The organism is Kineothrix sp. MSJ-39 (genome assembly GCF_018917935.1).
In the GTDB taxonomy this organism is placed as follows: Bacteria; Bacillota; Clostridia; order Lachnospirales; family Lachnospiraceae; genus CAG-194.
In genome coordinates, this window is the sequence record NZ_JAHLPN010000002.1 from 78,053 (window position 1) to 99,169 (window position 21,117).

Here is a 21,117-nt window from a genome sequence, read left to right on the forward strand (position 1 = left end):
GAACATAAAAGGCATCTGGGGGACACGATCGCAACATTTTCCCGCAGATGCCTTTTTTCTTTCAACCCTATTTACTGTATGTGATAAAACAGTTTCCGTTCGCTTCAAAATAATCACGCGAATCATTCATACCCATCTTGGATATCGTTCCGCTCATCGGATTAAAGATGACCGTATTGAGCTCATTATAGCCCACGATCAGTACTGCATTTCCATCATTTAACAGTGCCATGACCGGAATATCCTTTCCGACATAGTAAAGCACACTTTCCATGCTGCAGCCGGTCAAATCGAGTATCTTATCATCCGGCAGATTTTCCTGCAGAATATCAAACAGCGACTTTCCTGCCTGCAGAAGCTGCATGCTGTTTCTGCTGACACCTTCAAAGGACAGGATCGTATCAAGACAGACCGCAACGCTGCTCCTCTCTTCCGAAACCATATCCGCCGTGATCTTCATGATCTGGTTGACATTACTTCTGTTACTCTTCTCCCAGATACAGTTTCCATTTTCATCGAGCACTTTTCCTGACAGGGCATCTGCCTTTGCGACCGCTTCTCTTGCCTGCTGTACGATCGCAGAAAGCCTGTAGCCGTCATACACATAATAGCATTCCTGCTTTTCCTCTGTCTGCGGCAGATGGATGGAACGCTCGCCCTCATACATGACCTGCTTTGGTGTGAGATATTTCATCTTATCCGATTTCAGGCTGCTCTTCATGGCAAGCTGTGCGATTTTTTCATAATCCTTTGTTGCAACGACCTCCACCGTATTTTTCTGCGTTGTCTCCGGCAGATCGTTCATGATCTGGTCATCCGCTACTGCTGTATAACCGCCGTTTCCGTCTGCACTCACACGATGCAGGTCGATCTGATTTCCGTTGATCTCCGCTTCCAGTACATAAATGCCGTTCTTATTGTAATCCTTTAAAATATCGCCACTTTCATTCTGGATCTTCACATCATACATCAGAAACAGCGTATTTCCCATATTATCCTTTGTAATATCCGTCCGATATGCCAGCCCATAGATCAGATCCTCATTCATAAAGCCAAGCGGTCTGATACATCTGCCGCTTCCCGCCTCGATCTTTGTCTGTCTGCCCGTATTCAGGTTCAGCAGGATGAGCTCCTGACTGCTGTCCGCATCCCCGGTCAGCCATGCGATCATCCGGTTGCTTTCGGATACGCGGTAGCTGCCCTGCATCAGATTTTCCTGCAGCGCAGTATAGCTCTTTTCCACCAGGTCGATCTGATAGATCACGTGATCCAAAATCAGGAACAGCTGGTTTTTGTTATTCACGTAGGCAAGCTGCGAAATATCCTGCATCAGCCGCTGGGAAGAACCTGTATAAGGGATATATACCTCTTCCTCGATCGTGTTCAGCATACTGTTGTAGTAATAACAGCCAACACCGACACTGCCCTCATGATTACCGCGGTTCATATAGCCGTATACCAGAAAACGGACGTTACCCGTCTCATCCACACTGGCGATCCTGATCCCGCCATTCTGATACAGCGTCCTGCTGTCCACATTATCCTGATCGTAAAAGCCAAACAATAATGCAGTCTTACTGTCTGTCAGGTTAATGGAGAACAACCGGTTTTCCTTCACAAACGCAAATACATTGCCGTCTTCGCTCTCCGCCAGCTCCAGATTTCCGTCACTGATACCCAGAGACAACTTGTTATTTGTATAGGAAGCTGCTTCCGGTTCAAAATAAGAATCCATGTCCCTTTCATAGTCAAGCAGATACATACGTTCCGCCGTATAGCGGATATAGTAATACTCCGTCACATTATAATACCGACAGCCATCCGTCATATCAACGGACAGGGCATAACGCAGCTCGACATTTGCCACATACGGATTGATCCTTCTGACATAGACCTCCGGCTCTGTTTCCTCTTTAACGGAAAGATCACCCCAGGTGATCTGTGCAAAGCTCGAATGGATCGTTACCTTGCTGTAGGTCGTATTATCTCCGTCTGCATTGGACTCCAGATATTTTGTCAGTTCCTGCGCACGCTCCTTATCAAAGCTTCTGCTGTGGAAATCCAACGCAAATGCTGTCATATCGCTCACATGATACGCCGCATCCGCCAGTACGATCCTTGTATAATAATAGATCGTCCTGCTTTCTGTATCCGTCAGCTTCAAGCAGAAGGAATACTCGGTTTTCTCCTCCAGAAGATCCTTCAGTACCAGATCCACATACGTCGTATCTTCCGACTCCGTAAAGCTGCTGATCTCCGTATCCTCCACAAGACGCTGTCCGTCAGCCGATCTGACCTCGTAAGCCAGTGCGGAAATGCTGTCCGCATACAGATCGATCTGCAGGGAGATCTTACGGTCATCCTTCTGCAACGGCGATATCGTATCATTTTGCTGGCTGCAATCCATTTCCTGGTCATAGCCGTGCAGACAGTTGATGCGCGTATCGCCCTCCATCACATAGACGAGCGGATACGTTGCCTTCGGCATTTCTGCCGTGATATCCGTATTTCCTTTATTCATAAAATGATCGATCATCAGGATCGCGATCAGAAACATGATGACCGTATATACTATCTTCAAAATTGATTTCTTCACGTTATTACCTCTGGACTGCTTCTCCCATTAAAAGATCATATAATGTCTGATGACAGGAAAGTGCATCAAGCAGCTCCTTTACCTTTTCTACAGAAGGACGTTTTTGCATCCCCTTCTTTTTCACGCCGCGCAGGAGCAGGTTTTTCGGCGTGTGCGCCATATCGATAAACTCCATGATCTGCGTTTCATAGCCATAGCATTCCATCAGCTGCGCCCGGACTGCGTCCGTCAGGATCGCTGCCATACGGTCCTTTAAGATCCCATAGGAAAGCACGGAAGATAGCATGTCACATTTGATCTGTCTGTTCAGCTCATGCTGGCAGCACGGAACAGTCAGGATCACACTCGCATTCCAGGAGATCGCCTTTGCGATCGCATAATCTGTCGCCGTATCGCATGCATGCAGTGTTACGACCATATCGACTTCTTCCTTTTCCCGGTAGTTTTTAATATCGCCTTCCAGAAAATGCAGATCCTCATAGCCGTACTGATCCCGCAGACGGTTACAGTGCTGGATCACGTCTTTTTTCAGATCCAGTCCGATCACATCGATATCATATCCCTTTAAGATCTTCAGATAATAATAAATGGCAAATGTCAGATAGGACTTTCCACAGCCAAAATCCACGATGGAGATCTTTCTGTCCTGTGGAAGCGCCGGCAGTACATCCTCGATATATTCCAAAAAACGGTTGATCTGTTTGAATTTATCATATTTCGTGCGCACGATACTGCCATCCGCATTCTGCACACCAAGCTCCTGCAAAAACGGAACACAGACGCCTTCCTGTAGAATGTACTTCTTTTTGCGGTTGTGGGACAATCTATCTTTATTACATGTTCCCATATCTCCCATAACAGAGATTCGTTCGTCTGATACACTGTTTCCGGATCTTTCCGGTTTCTTTGCTGCCCGCTTCTTCACGGTAACTTTTCCGTTTTTACTGATCATGGCTGTTACCTGGCAATCCGCCGCCTGCAGGGAAAATTGCCGGAAGTTAGCCAAAAGCAACATAATTTCCGCGATCAGTTCTTCCTTTTCATAGTTAGCGTGAAACACCTGTGTTCCCACATAGCTTGTCATCTGAAAAAACAGCCTGTCCTTCTTCTGCACGGGTCTGATCCTGACCTTGGATGCCAGAAGTGCTTTATCTTTCTCCATGCCCTGTGCATTTCCGAAGGCTTCCGGCTTTTTACGCGGATCACTCAGTACGATCTGCAAAAGATCTGTATTCAGTTTTTCTTCCAGTATCTGCTCTATCCGCTCCATGTATCACATTCCTTATCTGTCTGACCTCGAATAGTTTCATTTTAAGTTGCCTGCATCTATTCGTCAAGGCACAAATCCGTAAAAGCATGCCCTTAACCGGTCAGCTTATTACGGATTTGCCAGGCTCCAGCCTGTTATCTTAAAACTGCAGAAATCCCATATCCTTTTTGTGTCTGCGTTTCAGCACCTCATTCAGCAGGATCAGAAAAACGAGCTCATCGATCCCGTCCTGCGAAAGCACTTTATAAAGCGGATCTTCCGGCTTTGTCTGCTTTTTCATCTTACCCAGAAGATCTGCCGAAAGTCTGCGCAGCATGAGCTGATCCGGATAAGCATCGTAGATCATACTGCCGTCATAATCTAAAATACTGATCGACTTGACAATTTCCCGCTGCAGCATCCTCGCACCGTTTAAGTACATCTGTTGGAAATATTCCAGATCTTCCACCATTCCGTTTTCTTTGGTATAGGCGACTGCGGGATATGTCATATAAAAAGGAAGCACATTCATTTTTTTCATGCAGGCCTCAAACTACTTTTCTCTATATATATGACAAAAGAAAGGGAGCTGTTACATAACAGCTCCCGCAAAATTTTGCTCTTCTATTTGACTGTTTCGATACGTGCAAGTGCACGCTGCAGCGCAGTCTCCGCTCTTGCGACATCAGTCTCGCTTGTCTTATGCAAAAGACGTTCTTCGGCTCTTTCCTTTGCCGCCTCCGCTCTGTCCAGATCGATCTCCTGCGGCCACTCAATGATCTCCGCCATGATCGTCACTCTGTCCGGCAGTATTTCTACAAAACCGGCGTGCAGAGCTGCTTCACGCGTTTCGTCATTTTCTTCCGTAATGGTAAGAATACCCGGTTTGATGATCACCGTCATCGGGATATGATGCTTGTAAATACCGATCTCTCCCTCTGTCGTATTAAACTCGACCATGACAGCCTCACCTTCGTAGAAAACGCGATCCGGTGTGATAATCTTCAGTTCAAAGTTTCTTTCATCTGCCATCCGGTCTCACTCCTTACTTTACGCGGGCTACCACATCATCGATGCTTCCGGCATTTAAGAAGTAGCTTTCCGGAATATCATCATGCTTACCTTCCAGAATTTCCTTGAAGCCTCTGATCGTTTCTGCAATCGGTACGTATTTTCCTTCGTAGCCTGTAAACTGTGTAGCAACGAAGAATGGCTGAGATAAGAATCTCTGGATCTTTCTGGCACGGTTTACGACCAGCTTATCATCTTCGCCAAGTTCATCCATACCAAGGATTGCGATGATATCCTGTAATTCTTTGTATTTCTGTAAGATTTCCTGTACACCACGTGCTACTTCATAGTGCTCCTGTCCTACGATACGAGGATCGAGGATACGGGAGGTAGACTCCAGCGGATCAACTGCCGGATAAATACCCAGCTCTGAAATAGAACGGGAAAGTACGGTTGTTGCATCCAGATGGGCAAATGTTGTAGCCGGAGCCGGGTCAGTTAAGTCGTCCGCCGGTACATAAACTGCCTGTACAGAAGTAATGGAACCATTCTTTGTGGAAGTGATTCGCTCCTGCAGGGCACCCATTTCTGTCTGCAGTGTCGGCTGGTAACCTACAGCGGAAGGCATACGGCCTAAAAGCGCTGAAACCTCGGAACCTGCCTGTGTAAAACGGAAAATATTATCAATGAATAAAAGTACGTCCTTACCACCTTTATCACGGAAGTACTCTGCCATTGTCAGTCCTGTCAGACCGACACGCATTCTGGACCCCGGTGGCTCATTCATCTGACCGAATACCATGGTCGTCTTATCGATAACGCCGGATTCTGTCATTTCATGATATAAATCGTTTCCTTCTCTTGTACGCTCTCCAACGCCTGTAAATACGGAATATCCACCATGCTCGGTTGCGATATTACGGATCAGCTCCTGGATCAGTACGGTCTTACCTACACCTGCACCACCGAATAATCCGATCTTACCACCCTTCTGATACGGGCAGAGAAGATCGACTACCTTGATACCGGTTTCGAGAAGCTCTGTCTCTGTGGACTGCTCTGCGAACTTTGGTGCCGGTCTGTGGATTGGTTCGTAGCCCACATCTGTAGGCTGTTCTTTATTATCGATTGCCTCACCTAAGACATTGAAGATTCTTCCCAATGTCTTTTCACCGACAGGTACGGTAATCGGAGCACCTGTTGCGATCGCATCCATTCCTCTTACCAGTCCGTCAGTCGGTCCCATGGCAATACATCTGACAGTGTCGTCGCCCAGATGCTGTGCCACTTCTACAATGAGCTTTTCGTTTTCGCCACGCTCGATGCGAATTGCTTCGTTGATCTCCGGAAGGCTGCCTTCCGCAAACTTGATATCAAGTACAGCACCGATAACCTGCGTGATCTTTCCGATTGTCTGTTCTGCCATTGTTTTCTATTCACTCCTTTTCTAGCTGATGGCCTCCGCACCTGCTATAATTTCGGTTAATTCCTGCGTAATAGATCCCTGACGGGCTCTATTGTATTGTAAAGCCAATGAATCAATCATTTCTTCAGCGTTGCTCGTTGCTGAATCCATTGCCTGCATACGTGCACCGTTCTCACTTGCGACAGCATCTACCATTCCGCCAAAGATCAGGCTTGTGATATATTTTGGAATGATCAGATCAAGTGCTTCCGTTTCCTCCGGTTCGAAGTTCATCAGAAGCTTATCGTCCGCATCTGTCTTTGTCTCCGTCGTTTCCGTCTCCTGTCCGCTGACCGGAAGAAGTTTTAAAAACTGCGGAATATGGACAACGGTATTTTTGAATGCTGTATATGCCAGATAGATCTCACCGACCTCACCGTCTGAAAATGCTTTCAGAACAGTGTTCGCGATATTCATGGCATCGATATAAACCGGTTCGTCGATCATATCGGAATAATCGGCAGCGATCTCATAACCGGCTCTCTCCAGTGCATCTTTTCCTTTTTTACCGATCGCGTAGATCTTCAGATCTTCTTTTTTCAGATCCTCGTTCTTTGTGATCAGCTTTACGACATTGGAGTTATAACCGCCGGCAAGACCTCTGTTACTTGTGATGACAATGACTGCTTTTTTGCTGCTTTCACCGGCCTTTAAATAAGGATGATTGATCGTTCCGGCTTTGGCAAGCATGGATTTGACAGTCTCATACATGCATTCAAAATATGCCTTTGATTGTTCTGCACGCGTTTTTGCTCTCTGCAGCTTAACAGTGGATACGAGCTTCATTGCTTTCGTGATCTGCTGTGTACTCTGAACAGATTCCTTGCGCCTTTTGATACTTCTCATTGAAGCCATGCGTGTTCACCTATTCTTTCTGCAATTTACTTAAACTGTGCCTTGAATTCTTTGATTGCCTTTACAAAAATCTGTTCTGTCTCCTCGGAGATTACCTTTTCCTCTGCAATGTTCTTCGGTACTTCAGGATACTTTGTATCCAAAAATTCAAAGAGCTCTGCTTCAAATCTTGTAATATCCTCAACCGGGACATCCAGAAGATATTTATTGGTTGCTACATAAATAATGATAACCTGATACTGTACAGGCATTGGCTTGTACTGAGGCTGCTTTAAGATCTCTCTGATTCTTTCACCCTGTGCCAGCTTTTCCTTGGTATCTGCATCCAGCTCGGAACCAAACTGTGCGAATGCAGCAAGCTCACGGTACTGTGCAAGCTCCACACGGATAGGAGCAGCGATCTTCTTCATTGCCTTGATCTGCGCAGAACCACCTACACGGGATACGGAAAGACCTGCATTAACAGCCGGACGGAATCCGGAGTTAAACATTTCTGTTTCCAGATAGATCTGACCGTCTGTGATGGAAATAACATTGGTCGGAATGTAAGCGGATACGTCGCCTGCCTGTGTTTCGATGATCGGAAGGGCTGTTAAACTGCCTCCGCCGTATTCATCACTCATGCGGGCTGCACGCTCCAGCAGTCTGGAATGCAGATAGAATACATCACCCGGATAAGCCTCACGGCCCGGTGGACGACGAAGGAGCAAGGAGAGTGTACGGTAAGCAGTTGCATGCTTACTTAAGTCATCGTAAATAACGAGAACATCTTCTCCGTTCTCCATCCATTCCTCACCGATCGCACATCCTGCGTACGGTGCAATATACTGTAATGGTGCAAGCTCACTAGCTGTAGCTGCTACAACCGTTGTATAGCTCATGGCACCAAACTCTTCTAATGTTTTGACAAGGCTTGCTACGGTAGATGCTTTCTGACCGATCGCAACGTAAATACATTTTACGCCCTGTCCTTTCTGATTGATGATCGTATCGATCGCGATCGCTGTCTTACCGGTCTGTCTGTCGCCGATAATCAGCTCACGCTGTCCTCTTCCGATCGGAACCATGGAATCGATAGCCTTGATACCTGTCTGAAGAGGTGTGTCTACACTCTTTCTTGTGATTACGCCGGATGCCACACGTTCGATCTGACGATATTTATCTGTCTGGATCGGTCCCTTGTCATCGATCGGCTGACCAAGTGCGTTTACGACACGTCCTAAAAGAGCATCGCCTACAGGGACTTCTACAACTCGTCCTGTCGTCTTTACGGTATCGCCTTCACTGATATTCTTCTGGCTGCCAAGAAGTACTACACCGACGTTGTCTTCCTCGAGGTTCATGACCATTCCGTACACTTCACCCGGGAATTCAAGAAGCTCGCCCTGCATTGCCTTTTCAAGACCATGCACACGTGCAATACCGTCTGCTACCTGAATAACAGTACCGACTTCTGATACTTCAAGCTCTGACGCATATCTCTTGATCTGATCCTTAATCACTGAACTTATTTCTTCTGGTCTTAAATTCATGGATCTTTCTGTTCCTTTCTAAATACTAGCCGGCTATGCCAGCTGAATTTTCATAAGCTGTTTCTTCAGCTCATTAAGCTTCGTTGCAATACTGCTGTCCACGACATGATCCCCGATACGGATCACAAGACCGCCGATGATAGCTGCATCTATGCTGTAGTGCATCTCCATGTTGGTGTATTTTGTCGTTTCGAGAAGCTTTTCTTCGATCTGCTTTTTCTGCCGGTCGGAAAGTGTGGCGGCACTTTTGACATAAGCCACGCCAATGCCTTTTTCTTCCTTGACCGCATTCCGGAAATACTGCAGGATGCTGTCAAGATCCGCATAACGTCCTTTCGTGACGAGCAGTCTCAGAAAACCAACCAGTTCCTTGTCGATCCGTCCCAAAAAGACATTGTCGACAATTTCCAGCTTGTCTTCTTTATCGATCTTTGGATGATTCATTAATTTGGAGAAGTCCGGGTTTTCGGCAAGCACCTCGGATATGGCATCGATCTCCTGTGTAAAGGCATCGATCTTATCCTGCTCCTTTGCCAGCTCAAACAACGCTTCTCCGTATGTCTGGGATACTAGCTTAGCCATGTGCTTTCACCTATTTCCTTTAATGTCTCGTCAATCAGGCCGTCGCTTACTGTTGTATCAATGTTAGCTGCCACAACCTTACCTGCCATTGCAGACGCGATCTGGATCATTTCCTTCTTCACATCATCCGCTGCTTTCTTCTTTTCAAGTTCAGCTTCCGCATTTGCTCTCGCAATGATACGGGCTGCTTCTTCTTTTGCTTTTGCAACGATATCCGCTTCATTTGCCAGTGCTTTCTGTCTTGCTGCACTTAAGATCTCTTCCGCCTGCTTGTCAATCTCGCGGATGCGGTTTTCGTAATCTTCCTTCAGTGCGATGGCATCTGCCTTTTCTGTCTGCGCTGTCTCAATGTCGTCCGCAATACGGCTTTGTCTGTCCGTTAAGAACTTTCTGACCGGATTGAACAGGAAGTGGGACAGAAACAGAAATAATGCAAAGATCGCAAGGATCATAAGAAACGCATCATGCAAAAGCTGCCAGTCAAGATCAAATAATCTTGTCATACCTGCTTCGCTTTCTGCCAGTACGAAGGTCGTACTTAGTATCGTATTCAAGCCATTAGCCTCCTTTCATGATTTGTCCCGAAGGTCTTTATTTTGCTAACGGTTTTACGAATAATAACAGCATAGCAATAAGTAAGCCGTAAAGACCTGTTGTCTCTGCAACTGCCTGTCCAAGAAGCATGGTACCTGTGATATCAGATTTTGCACCCGGGTTTCTACCTACAGCTGCTGCTGCGTGACCTGCTGCAATACCCTGACCTACACCAGGTCCGATACCGGCGATAACTGCCAGACCAGCACCGATTGCTGAGCAACCTAAGATAAAGTTTGTGTTAAATTCCATGTTTTGTTTCCTCCTTAATTGAAATGAATAACTTTCTTTAATTGTCCCCAATCGCATCCGCTACATATGTCATCGTCAACATACAGAATACATATGTCTGGATCGCTCCTGAGAATAAATCAAAATAAACATGCAGCGCTGCCGGCCAGAAAACGGCAAACCATTTCAGCAGTCCATAGACCAGCGCCATCATGACAGTTCCGGAAAGCACGTTTGCGAACAAACGAAGTGACAAGGAAATCGGAACAGCCACATCACCAATGATATTGATTGGTGCCCAGAACGGCCACGGCTCACATAATCCCTTAATGACTCCACTGACCTTCTGATACTTGAATTTGTTAAAATGAATGATTGCAAAAGTCATAACACCAAGCGGAAGTGTCACTCCATAATCCGCTGTCGGCGGCCGAAGCCCCAATAGTCCGGAAATATTGCTGATGAAAATAAAGATAAAAATGGTTCCGATGTAATTGGCAAACTTTGATGCATTTTTGCCCATGGTACCTTTTACCATATTGTCCAGCATTTCCACAATGATCTCCACAACATTCTGGAAGCCTGTCGGCACATCACTTGCATGCTTCATTGCACGATTGGCACATAATGCGAAAATGCCAAGAATCAAAAATACAATGAGGACACATACATGTGTTGTTGTTATCCACACGGTATGACCAAACCACTTATAGGAAAAGACGCCATGTACCATGAAATCTACTTCCTGATCTGCGGATAACAAAATACCCTGACCCATACATTCACCTCCTGAATAATTTATGAGTAAACGGCTGTAAATACGCCGCTACTTTCAAACCCATGATGCCTAAAAAGGATACGACCGGATTTCCGATACCGGAAAGCCATAAAGCAAATACAACAACAACGACGATTCCGTATCTGAGCAGATTATGAAGCTGCATCTTCTTCACCGCGCCGCTTTCGCCAAGATCCAGTGCCATATTCAGCGACCATGCCATATGGACCGCCATGCCCATCGCACATAAAATACCGGTAAGAAGACCAATACTGTAAAACAAACGGTCTTTTACAAAAATAAGACCAACAGCCTCACAGACCACACCATATAACAAAATACCGATCAGAAGATCCGGCAGTACATCACTTAAACCGTTTAACCAGTTTTTTAATTTCTGCATGTTAGCTCCGTTTCTCCCTCAAACTGTTTCTGCCTCACAGGATCCATCTGTCCTCACGCCTTGTCATTCAGCGCTCCTCGGAAGAATCGTCCTGCGTCCTGTCGATCCTGTGTGCCTTTACATCGGCTCTGCGCTTCTTCCGCCCGGAATCATCCCCGGCTGTACGCATCGCGAAAATATAAATATTCCGAAAACCGGCCAAGGCACCGATGAAAAACAGGATGATCGATAAAAATGAAGTGCCTAAAAGCTTGTCCAGATACCACCCTGCACCGCCGCAAAGCACGATCGGCACGAGCATATTGATGCCAAACTGCGTGATCATTGCAAGTGACCGGTATACGCTTCTGTCATACCCATTTTTTTTCTGCTTTTTCGGTTTTTTCAAATCACACCTCATCCTAATCGAACTTCCTTACATTATACCTATTTTTTTGTGGACTGTCTACCAAAATACCCATTTTAATTTATAGCTATTTTTTCTCATTTTATTTTCTTTCTTCTCATTGACTTTTTGTACCACGCAGAGTACGATTTGTATAACTATTCAGAGCCATACAATCCGTAATAAGCTGACCATTTATGGTCACGCTATTTACGGATGATATGGCGAAGCAACCACATGAGCAAAAGGAAAGCATCATTAAGATGCGATTTTGCGAATGGGGTGCTGAATAGTGAATCAAAGATTCCTCAATCCCACATAAGGAGAACCTTATGAAAGAATTCTCTCTCTATCGTAAACGGATTATTCCGGATGAATGTATTTTATTGAAAAACGACCACATTGTTTCCTTCGAGGACAATCGTCTGGTCACAACATGGTCTGCGCTCCATCCGAAGAAAGACCTGCACCATGGCATTTCCTGTTATTTTCTGGAGCATGGTATCAAAGTCAGCAAATTCTATTATGAGGATGGCAGGCTGCTTTACTGGTATATTGACATTATCACGCATAGCTGGAATGAGGACGGATCCTCTCTGACGGTGATCGATCTGCTGGCGGATGTGCTGATCTATCCCGATGGTTTTGTAAAAGTTGTGGATCTGGATGAACTTGCAGACGCGGAAGAAGCGGGTATCATCACAAAAGAGCAGCTCCTGAAATCCCTGCGCACGCTGGACAAGCTGCTTGGCATGATCTATGCAGGGGAATTTAAACGGATCCAGGATTATGTGGAGAGTTTTGAAGTATAATAAAAATGCCATATAGCAAGCATAATCGCTCCTATATGGCATTTTATTTTACTTCTTTAGCATGGCGCGCAGTCTTTTTACCTCGTTCTCAAGTTCTGCTGCCCTTTTCAGAGCATCGTCAGCTCTTTTCCGTTCTTTTTCTGTATTTTCTAAAGTATACCCCTTGTCAAGGACAAATTAAGAAGAAGGGATTTTATTTTCCAGCCAGCAGATGGCTATATCATTATATTTCATTACCTTCTTCGTTATCTATATCTGATAAAGGGGTTTTCCCCTTAATTGGATATATACCTGTTGTTATATACTGATAATATTCATTTGGAGAAAGCTTGGCCAATCTCCATTGATATCTGTCATTATTATAATAATCCATCCAGTCATCAATAATAGTATGTATCTCTTTGTATGTTGTACATTCCCGTATCCTTTCTCCTATATGATCTTTCATTCGACCAAAAAAACTTTCCTGCGGTGCATTATCCCAGCAGTTACCTTTTCTGGACATTGACTGCCTTAATCCTTTATCTTTTACAAGTTGAATAAAGCTACAGCTTGTGTAGTGGCATCCCTGATCACTATGTATGATTGTATCTGTTGCAAGAGAAATTCCATGTTTTTCTATCATTTGTTTTACTGTTTCCAACACAAAATCAACTTCCAATGATTCACTTAGCACATAGGACAATATCTGCTTTGTAAAGGCATCCATAATTGTTGACAGATAGCAGAAACGACCAGCAAATGGAATGTATGTAATATCTGTGAGTAGTATCTTTCTAGCCCCATATTTCTCAAATTCACGCTTTACAAGGTTCTCTGCAACATTATTCGTCTTTATTGCTTTCGCCATCCTTCTATAAGGATTTGCCTTTCGTATGTTACATACAAGACCATATTTTTTCATCAATCGTCTTATTTTCTTGACGTTCATGATAACAGGCGGATTCATATGCAGCAATCTCATATATATTCCCTGGGCACCTTTATCATATCCCCTGAAGCTATATGCAATTAAAATCAGTTCAAAGTCAGCTCTGTCTTGTCTTTCTTTTTCATCTCTTTTATCTGCTGCATTCACCCAATTATAATAACCGGATCTTGAGACGCCAGCAATTTCACAGAGCATTTTAACTGACAGTGTATTATTTGCTTTACTAATTGTCTCATGGATAATCTCAAATTTATTCTCTGCCATCTCCATGATTACTTTTTCTTTCTCAAATTGTCCGCAATAATAATTTTTTTTAGAAATTCAACTTCTTGCCGTAGATACAACAGCTCATTTTGCATTCGCTCTATGGATTGAGGTGCTGCCAATTCTTCTATATCTGTTGGCTTTGGGGGAATTCTTCTTTTTCTATTAGCACCTTCAGAAAATCCCTCCCCAGCCAGGGCTTGCTTTTTTATGTGCTGCACAAGTGAATCTATTTGTTTTTGTCTAAATATACTTAAATCAAATCCAAAATCTTCAAGAATTTTTCTAGGTGTGTTTCCAGCCTGGTAGCTTACCCAAAAATCTTCTTTAAATTTTGCAGTATAATATATCATATGTTTCGTTACTTTAAAAACATATGGATTCTTTTCAAGTTGCTTAATCTGTTTCGCTGTATACTCCTTCATATTTCCTCCTGCAGATGCTTTTATTATATATCATCCACTAGAGAAAATCCTTCTATTTTATGTCCACTTGTTGGGATTTTATCCCCTTTTTATGTGTCCATTCTTCAGGAACCCTTCTTCTTATCGTGTCCACTTTATGGGGTATATTTTATTCACGTTCGAGTTTCATTCCCTCGCTTCTGCCGATTTTCACCCCCTCTTTTCGTCCCTGCTCATATTTCTGATCCATTTTCATTTCTATCGTCATATAATTCTCCCTCCAATCATCATCTTCTCTTATAATCTTTACCTGATTCTGAATGTTTTCTGTATAAGAATCCGTTGGCTGTCCGGTTTTGAAATAATCAAGTAATTTTGTTGTATCCTCGCTGATCCCCTCTCTGTTGCCATTTATATTTACAAAATACGTTTGTCGTTTATCCGCAAGCACCAATTCTTTATTTTCCTTACATGTCGTCTCGAATGTATAAATACTTCTGTCATCTGCAAAAGGATCAAAGGTACAGATGAAGATCACAACCGATTGCTTTAAATTAAAATATTTCTGTCCTGCACGGATCTGGTAGCCGTCCATCTCACTGTGATAATAGCGTGTTCTCAAATGCAGATCTGTTTCTTCCGTTGTCTGCATTTCGATATCATACACATTACCAGCGCTATCTTTGGCATAAATGTCGATACGGATTCCCTTTCCGATAAAGGTTGTTTTCATCGACTTCTGCGGCTCTACAACCTCAATCTCGATCAGTTTGATCTGCAGGATTCTCTGAAGTAGTTCCTTACATTTTTCCTTATCCCGGAATACCGTGCCAAACATGAAATCATTGGTGATACCAATCTCATCAAAATTGATCGTCTCCGTTTTGCCTTTTCCTGTCCCCATATCCGATACGACATTTTTTCGTTTCTGTGTCATATGACCTCCTCTTCTGTAAGCCATGCTTACCCAGAGAGGTCTGTTATACTTTGAAACCTCTCTGCTATTCATTTGTTTGTGGAATTTAAGCAGTGAAGTTTCTTGAAACGTTTAGATATATGATAGTAACCAGTCAGAGTTACCTATCATGAAATAGAAAATGGGATGGCGAGCCATCCCATATAAAATATGATTTTGACTTTCTGCTTGCATTCAGTTTAACATACATACTGAATGCAGGCAACCATAAATACCTCTACTGTATCTGCTCCAGTATATACGGATCCTTGATCTTTTCATCCTCCGCAAAAAATAAGATCTTCGTCAATACCTCTGCCGTCTTTGGATCATCATCCACAAATGGCAGGAAAATGCGTCCGCGCCTCTGCGAATGAACCGGCAGTACATTGATCATCGGGCCTGCCTCCTGATGCACCACGCCGCTTCCAAGATGAACCGTATAATTTGCGCGTTTTCCCTCTATCAAAGCATGATTCTTTGTGAAGGTCACATTCGTCAATCTGAACAATGGCATCGTAAATTCTGCGATCGCCTTCCGCATTTCCACTGTGGAATGAGAAGTCTCCGGATCCACACCGCCCGCATGTGCCACGCTGACAGCCATATCCACATCCCGCATCACCTCGGAAAACAGAATATCCGGGATTTCCTTCAGTTTCAGATCTTTTCCCGTTTTTCTGTCTGTAAATACAACCCATTCCAGCGTCGGAGCTTCTATATCAGATGGTGAAAACCAGTCTGCCATGGCATAGATCCTTGCTACGATATTTTCCTTGTAATATACCTTCTGCAGACCATCTTCGATATCTGCCACCCAATGTCTTGCTTTCAGACAGCCCAACGTTTTCTTCGTTTGGATCTGATTGCCCGCATAGCGGAGAGAATGCTCCATATTCAGTTCTTCTTCTGTTTTTACGTATAATTCCCTGAATACCTGTTTAAACGGCTGTATGATCTGCTGATCAAATACATATTTCTGGAGCATATGCCATTTGCCAGCCATATACATCTGATACGGATGTGCCACAGTCAATTTTGTACCATCTGCAAGCTGCATTTGCCGCATCTCTCCGTCTTCTGCCGGCACATAAAATGCATCCTCTGCAGCAAAACCAAGTATGTCATCCTCCGTTTTGAACACCAGCGCAGCGACCATATCGTGTACGACCGGATTTTCCAGCATTCCCTTTATTTCCGAATATGCATAAGTTTCCTGACTCTCCATTGCAGCTTCCAGCATAGCCTTTGTACGTCTTGCCTGCTCTGTCAGCTGCTTTTTGGCATCTGTCAGCTCCAGCACATACGGATCTTTCTTGCTCTTTGGCGGAACACTCTTGAGCTGCCTGCCATTCTTTTCACAAATGACCGCACATTTGCCGCCCTCTTCCATTTCCAGCCATATGGATAGTTCGCCGACTTCATGCGGTTTGAAATATTCCGCCATTTCCTGCGCCACCAGCCCCTCCATGCGCAGAATAAGTCTTGTCACGTCCTGATAGCCGGCGCTTACTGCCATGTTGCGCATAGCTATCTCAACTGCAGCCGCCTCGCTTGCACGCCGCTGGGCACCAAACTGCTTGCTTTCTTTTTTAAACTTCTGCAGGAACAGATATCTGTCTTTGATCTGCGCCTCCTTTTCAATCGGCAGAATACCGACCGCCATGAGGAGATCTTTGTTTCTCTTTGCCTCAATCTCGGCAAACAGCTTTTCTTCTTCATATTTACCAAGTGCAGCATCTGCATATTTTCTGGCTCTTGTATGTTTCGCGCCGTCTGATATATACTTTGCAGCCTTGTATATGAGCTGGAAGCGCTGATCCCCCAGCTTTTCATATACCTCTGTAAACCACTTCTTATCAAAAGCACCCGCATTCAGCTCATCCACCTCAAGCGGCGTATATCTGGCGATCATTGCCGTTCTCTTATCATCAAACATTTCATTCATATGCGCCATGAAATAATAGCAGCCGGCCGTAAATCCATCCCAGCCAAGATATGCACCCACAATATCGATCCATTCCGGTGCATACATGGCAGCCTCGATCAGGCGCGCTTCACTGATGTCGGTTCCTTCCAGATAAGACCGCAGCGTATCCGCATTGTCGTTCACATCAGGCATACAAACCTGCAGCAGATGCGACAGGCTGTTCTTCTTGCTGACCTTCTGACGTCTGCCATATGTATAACTGCCGCTAAAATAGGTAGATCTCTCCAGCGTTTCCTTACCGAGTGCAGCCAGTATTCTGACAAAATACGCTGCTCCGTATACGCGTTTCAGTCCATATACATATGGTGAAAATTCTGTCTCTGTATCTCCTCTTGTCAGCTCTGCTTCCATTACAAGCGCCGACATATCCGTATAAAGCTTTTTGGCGATCTCCAGACATGCCTGATCCTTCTCAGACAAATCCCCGGATGGTGCGTGGAGCAGGATCTGTTTCACGCTGTCCATTCGTTTTCTTTCTGCCCAGCCCCATTTCCATTCATAGCCTCTGACCTGCCGCTGTCTGTCTTGTTCTGTCACATACTGCATCACATTCGATACACATTCCAGACTCTTATCCAGCGGATTGCCTTCAAATGCCATCTTGTACATATAATCCCGGCTGATCAGTCCATGATTGTGCGCCGCAATATAAGTGGAAAGACTCGGTATTTCCATTGTATTCCAGCCATGTACCCAGTAGTGATCGCCCGGTTCGTTGATCACATCCGCCGGGATCCTGAAATCGTGTGCCTTTGCCAGCGCATAGTTGTACGGGAACAGCCTGACAAATAGTTCCTCTTTATAAGCAGCCTCCGCAGAACCTGCCTCCGCCTCCGGTGCCTTTCCGCCACCGCTGTGGACAGGCGAGATCCTGCCTGCCAATATCATGATCTGCTCATGCGTCAGCACGCTCCGGTGGCACAATGTCTCCTGTTCCTCTGTTTCTTCTATAAAATGATTTCTGCGCTTTTTCCCCCGGAATGTATAGATCAGGTCCTCCTTCCGGCTTAAAAGGTAGTCCGCTGCAACCACAGCCAGCTTTCTCTCATCACTGTCCGGTACAAATTTCTGATACAGATAGCTGATGACTGCTCTGATATGCGCAATGTAGCCAAGGCTAACCCTCTCCCCTGTATACTGCCATCCGAACAGGTCTGCAAGAAAACTTTCACAATACTTTTTAAAGTCTTCCTTATCATTGTTATACCCCTGTAAATATACATAAGCCTGCATACATACTTCCGGAGTCTGTATTGTCTTTTCATAAAAAACCAGCCACAGGTCTTCCAATATGATGCTTTCGTCATCCGCCGCAACATAAATCCCCGGCTGTTCGCCAAGCATACAGATTTCCCCATTTTTGTTTTCATATTCATCATATTTATGGATATCAATGAGGGCATCCAGCTTCCGCAGGATTTCTCCCGGATCTGTTGTTCCTGTCTTTGATCCGTTTAATAATCTGTCCTTCATCTTCAGAAAAGTTCCTGCCAGCTTACCTGCGCTTCCTACAAGTTTCCCTGTGGCAATCCCGCTGTCCGAAAAATATCTGTTATAAAATTCCCTGCATTCTGCCAGATACTCTGCATCAAATACAGGCGTATAGTCCGCATTTACATCATACAGCCCATAGCCTTGTGCAGCACCTGCTTTGTTCTCTGTCTCGTTTCGGATCTCCCGGATCAGTATCTGTTCCTTCGTGGAAACTTTGATCCCCTTCTGCTCCATTTCATCCATACAGCCTGCACATGCTGTAAACAAGTTCTGTCTTTTGTCATCATTTTTAAGCTGCAGAAGAATATCCAGTCCTGCTGTCCTCTTTTCCTCTTTTGCGTCAGTAAGCAGTCTGCAGATCATCTGCTCCATCTCTGTTCCATCCAGCTTGTAAAGGATGGATAATACAGTTTCCCTGATATCAGATTTTTTATACTTCAGCATTCCCTCAAGTCTTGCATAATCTGCCTTTGAAAGTTCCATGGCGCTGACCAGCTTTGCAGCTTTCTGCCGCGTATACGTCTCTTTATCCGCAACCGCATCTACCAGTATTTCTCTCTGTCTGTCATTTGCAGGTTCTCTGACCAAAAGAAGCAACAGTGTATCCCTGCTGTAATGGGAAATATCTATCTCCTGCAGCATCTCTGCAATATGCGTGATCTTATCCTCATCACGGAGGGCACTTGCACAGATGGCAAGACGCATGATCACATCCGAGCGGTCAAGATATTCTGCATTCCATGGAAATACGCATGGATCGATTTCCAACCGTTTTTTCGGAATACGTGCAAGAATATCTTCCAGAATATCATAGATTTCCTGGCATTCCTGTCTGCTGTCAAAGTATTTCTCCACCTCCGCATATGTCTTTTCCCGGAGCACGCCACTGTAGCATTTCCCTTCCTCATAGACCAGTTCATTCATATAAGACACAAAATCCGACATAAAACTTGGCAGCATAACAGTTATGGTATCCATTTCCTCCGAAAACTGCCTGATAAATGTTTTTGCCACTTTATGGGTGTATACCATGCCAAGATTCATCGACTTGATATACATGCCGAAAACCATTCTCTGATGCCTGCTGCCGGTTAGCGCCAGCTTATTCATAACAGCGCACGCCTCATCCAAATCGAAAAATCCATAGCTCCACAGAGCCAGATAGATCTGCATGGCATCCTCGCCTGCAAGTGCTTCTTTTCTGGCTTTTTCATCATGCAGATAAGTGTCTATGGATAACAGTTGCTTTTTCTGGATCCTGTCAATTTTACTTTCCTCGCTTGCGATCAGTCCCGTCCAGGTCGCGACTGCCCGCATGACAGAAGAATAGCGCAAGAGGTCATTTTCTTTTATCACCTGAAAAAGTGTCATAAATGCCTGCGCAGTTCCGTAATCCATATTTTCACAGATTGATTGACGAAGCCCTTCCTGCAATCTCGCCGCAAGAAGAAGTTTTCCGACAGCCTCATAAAGTTCCGTATTCTCGCTCATGAAAATACCACGGAGCATACTTGTTGTCAGCTTTGTCTGCGTGCCTTCACCAAGCAGCACATCCAGTAGAAGCCTGATAAGTTCCTCATTGCCCCGGTCAAGCTCTGCAGCGATCCAGTATTCCGATACAGCACTGTATCCCGCAGTGGCATATTTATTGCGGTAAAAACACAGCTTGTCCGCAGGCAGTTCTTCTTTATACAGGGATACAATATCTGCTTGATAGATGCCCATCTCATGGTATGCCTTTAAAATGCGGAAGTATCTGTCCAAAAATGTCGTATACCGCTTTGTCCGCATCGTTCTCCTGTAATAGTACTCACTCACTTGCCATTTTATAATACTGTCTACGGAAACATAAAAATCCTCCAGCAGCGCATCAGGCAGCCATCCGGGCATATTCTTCAACTCTTTTCTGAAGAACTCGGACGGACGGGCTCCTTTCTTTTCAAGAAAGGTTCTAAGCCGCTTGCCGATCACTGTGGAGGACACACTTCCTCTATATTTGTCACTTTCATCCAGCACCTGTCTTACTTGCTCACTGTAGCCATTTCTAAGCTCCCGCGAAGCTTTATCAAATGCCTGTCTAACCTCTTTTGCAACCTTCTTCTGCTCTTCCAGCTCTTGTCTTGTTTTCTTACCTTCTCCCATGTATAGCCCCTTTCACATCTTTACCACATTCTGCCCGCCAGCATCGTCAGGCGGATAAATGTAATTTCGTTACCCTCTGCAAACTCCACTTTCTCATCCAGATTTTCCAGTTCTCTGTCTCCCAGAAAGACACGGAACAATCCATCCTCAAATCCCTGCACAGCCGTCTCTATTGCCTTTTTTACATCCGGTTTCTTTTCCCCGTATACGATCCCGAATGCAATCTTACCGATCTGTGACATATCCTCGATCTGCTCCTTGGAAAGCACCGCCTCGCCTCTGTCCATGCGGTCTATATAATCAGCCACGCAGATCTTTACCGTTTCTCCGATCAGCTCCCGCAAACTCTCCGGTGCTTTCTCATAAGAAAATGCCACTTTATCTATCGTGTTTTTACGCTTTCCAAGCTGCTTCATATTGACATATAAATGCATATGTTTTCTC

Annotated in this window: 19 protein-coding genes; 1 reads left to right on the forward strand and 18 read right to left on the reverse strand. The window is 44.8% G+C overall.

Annotation, left to right across the window (positions count from 1 at the left end):
* Window positions 1-67: 67 nt before the first annotated feature.
* From KQI22_RS01975 to KQI22_RS02035, 13 genes are all read right to left on the reverse strand, one after another.
* Complete coding sequence (locus KQI22_RS01975) at window positions 68-2,581, reverse strand: hypothetical protein (protein ID WP_216550407.1); 2,514 nt, start codon at window positions 2,579-2,581, stop codon at window positions 68-70.
* Between the two features lie 19 nt (window positions 2,582-2,600).
* On the reverse strand, window positions 2,601-3,866 hold the full coding sequence (locus KQI22_RS01980; RefSeq protein WP_216550408.1) for a class I SAM-dependent methyltransferase: 1,266 nt from the start codon (window positions 3,864-3,866) through the stop codon (window positions 2,601-2,603).
* A gap of 139 nt (window positions 3,867-4,005) precedes the next feature.
* Window positions 4,006-4,386 (reverse strand): hypothetical protein, encoded by a 381-nt coding sequence (locus KQI22_RS01985; RefSeq protein WP_216550409.1) that lies wholly within the window; start codon window positions 4,384-4,386, stop codon window positions 4,006-4,008.
* Window positions 4,387-4,469: 83 nt separating this feature from the next.
* Window positions 4,470-4,877 carry an ATP synthase F1 subunit epsilon gene (atpC, locus tag KQI22_RS01990; RefSeq protein WP_216550410.1) on the reverse strand — a complete coding sequence of 136 codons (408 nt, stop codon included), beginning with the start codon at window positions 4,875-4,877 and terminating at the stop codon, window positions 4,470-4,472.
* Window positions 4,878-4,890: 13 nt separating this feature from the next.
* Complete coding sequence (gene atpD, locus KQI22_RS01995; protein WP_216550411.1) at window positions 4,891-6,282, reverse strand: F0F1 ATP synthase subunit beta; 1,392 nt, start codon at window positions 6,280-6,282, stop codon at window positions 4,891-4,893.
* Window positions 6,283-6,303: 21 nt separating this feature from the next.
* A complete protein-coding gene (gene atpG / locus KQI22_RS02000) occupies window positions 6,304-7,176 on the reverse strand; it encodes an ATP synthase F1 subunit gamma (RefSeq protein WP_216550412.1) in 873 nt (290 codons plus the stop codon).
* 26 nt (window positions 7,177-7,202) lie between these two features.
* On the reverse strand, window positions 7,203-8,708 hold the full coding sequence (gene atpA, locus KQI22_RS02005; protein ID WP_022005011.1) for a F0F1 ATP synthase subunit alpha: 1,506 nt from the start codon (window positions 8,706-8,708) through the stop codon (window positions 7,203-7,205).
* A 33-nt stretch (window positions 8,709-8,741) separates the two neighbouring features.
* Complete coding sequence (locus tag KQI22_RS02010; protein WP_216550413.1) at window positions 8,742-9,290, reverse strand: F0F1 ATP synthase subunit delta; 549 nt, start codon at window positions 9,288-9,290, stop codon at window positions 8,742-8,744.
* Complete coding sequence (gene atpF / locus KQI22_RS02015; RefSeq protein WP_216550612.1) at window positions 9,278-9,793, reverse strand: F0F1 ATP synthase subunit B; 516 nt, start codon at window positions 9,791-9,793, stop codon at window positions 9,278-9,280. Before atpF ends, KQI22_RS02010 begins: the two co-directional genes overlap by 13 nt.
* 88 nt (window positions 9,794-9,881) lie before the next feature.
* Complete coding sequence (gene atpE / locus KQI22_RS02020) at window positions 9,882-10,136, reverse strand: ATP synthase F0 subunit C (RefSeq protein ID WP_022005014.1); 255 nt, start codon at window positions 10,134-10,136, stop codon at window positions 9,882-9,884.
* Window positions 10,137-10,173: 37 nt separating this feature from the next.
* Window positions 10,174-10,893: a F0F1 ATP synthase subunit A gene (gene atpB, locus KQI22_RS02025; RefSeq protein ID WP_216550414.1), complete on the reverse strand. Its 720-nt coding sequence runs from the start codon at window positions 10,891-10,893 to the stop codon at window positions 10,174-10,176.
* Window positions 10,894-10,897: 4 nt separating this feature from the next.
* Window positions 10,898-11,296: a hypothetical protein gene (locus KQI22_RS02030; protein ID WP_216550415.1), complete on the reverse strand. Its 399-nt coding sequence runs from the start codon at window positions 11,294-11,296 to the stop codon at window positions 10,898-10,900.
* 67 nt (window positions 11,297-11,363) lie between these two features.
* Entirely contained in the window at window positions 11,364-11,684 is a 321-nt protein-coding gene (locus tag KQI22_RS02035) for an AtpZ/AtpI family protein (protein WP_253293467.1), read from the reverse strand.
* Window positions 11,685-12,013: 329 nt separating this feature from the next.
* On the opposite strand from KQI22_RS02035, the gene KQI22_RS02040 reads away from it, so the two are divergent.
* Window positions 12,014-12,493 (forward strand): DUF402 domain-containing protein, encoded by a 480-nt coding sequence (locus tag KQI22_RS02040; RefSeq protein ID WP_216550417.1) that lies wholly within the window; start codon window positions 12,014-12,016, stop codon window positions 12,491-12,493.
* A gap of 223 nt (window positions 12,494-12,716) precedes the next feature.
* Here KQI22_RS02040 and KQI22_RS02045 read toward each other — a convergent pair whose 3' ends face one another.
* The 5 genes from KQI22_RS02045 to KQI22_RS02065 form a co-directional block, all read right to left on the reverse strand.
* The gene (locus KQI22_RS02045) at window positions 12,717-13,694 is read right to left on the reverse strand and encodes an IS3 family transposase (protein WP_216550418.1); all 978 of its coding nucleotides are present in this window, start codon (window positions 13,692-13,694) and stop codon (window positions 12,717-12,719) included.
* A gap of 2 nt (window positions 13,695-13,696) precedes the next feature.
* A complete protein-coding gene (locus KQI22_RS02050; RefSeq protein WP_216550419.1) occupies window positions 13,697-14,113 on the reverse strand; it encodes an HTH domain-containing protein in 417 nt (138 codons plus the stop codon).
* A 148-nt stretch (window positions 14,114-14,261) separates the two neighbouring features.
* On the reverse strand, window positions 14,262-15,029 hold the full coding sequence (locus KQI22_RS02055) for an Rpn family recombination-promoting nuclease/putative transposase (RefSeq protein WP_216550420.1): 768 nt from the start codon (window positions 15,027-15,029) through the stop codon (window positions 14,262-14,264).
* Window positions 15,030-15,285: 256 nt separating this feature from the next.
* On the reverse strand, window positions 15,286-20,673 hold the full coding sequence (locus KQI22_RS02060; RefSeq protein ID WP_216550421.1) for a DUF4132 domain-containing protein: 5,388 nt from the start codon (window positions 20,671-20,673) through the stop codon (window positions 15,286-15,288).
* Between the two features lie 20 nt (window positions 20,674-20,693).
* Complete coding sequence (locus tag KQI22_RS02065) at window positions 20,694-21,107, reverse strand: PcfJ domain-containing protein (protein WP_216550422.1); 414 nt, start codon at window positions 21,105-21,107, stop codon at window positions 20,694-20,696.
* Window positions 21,108-21,117: the final 10 nt, after the last annotated feature.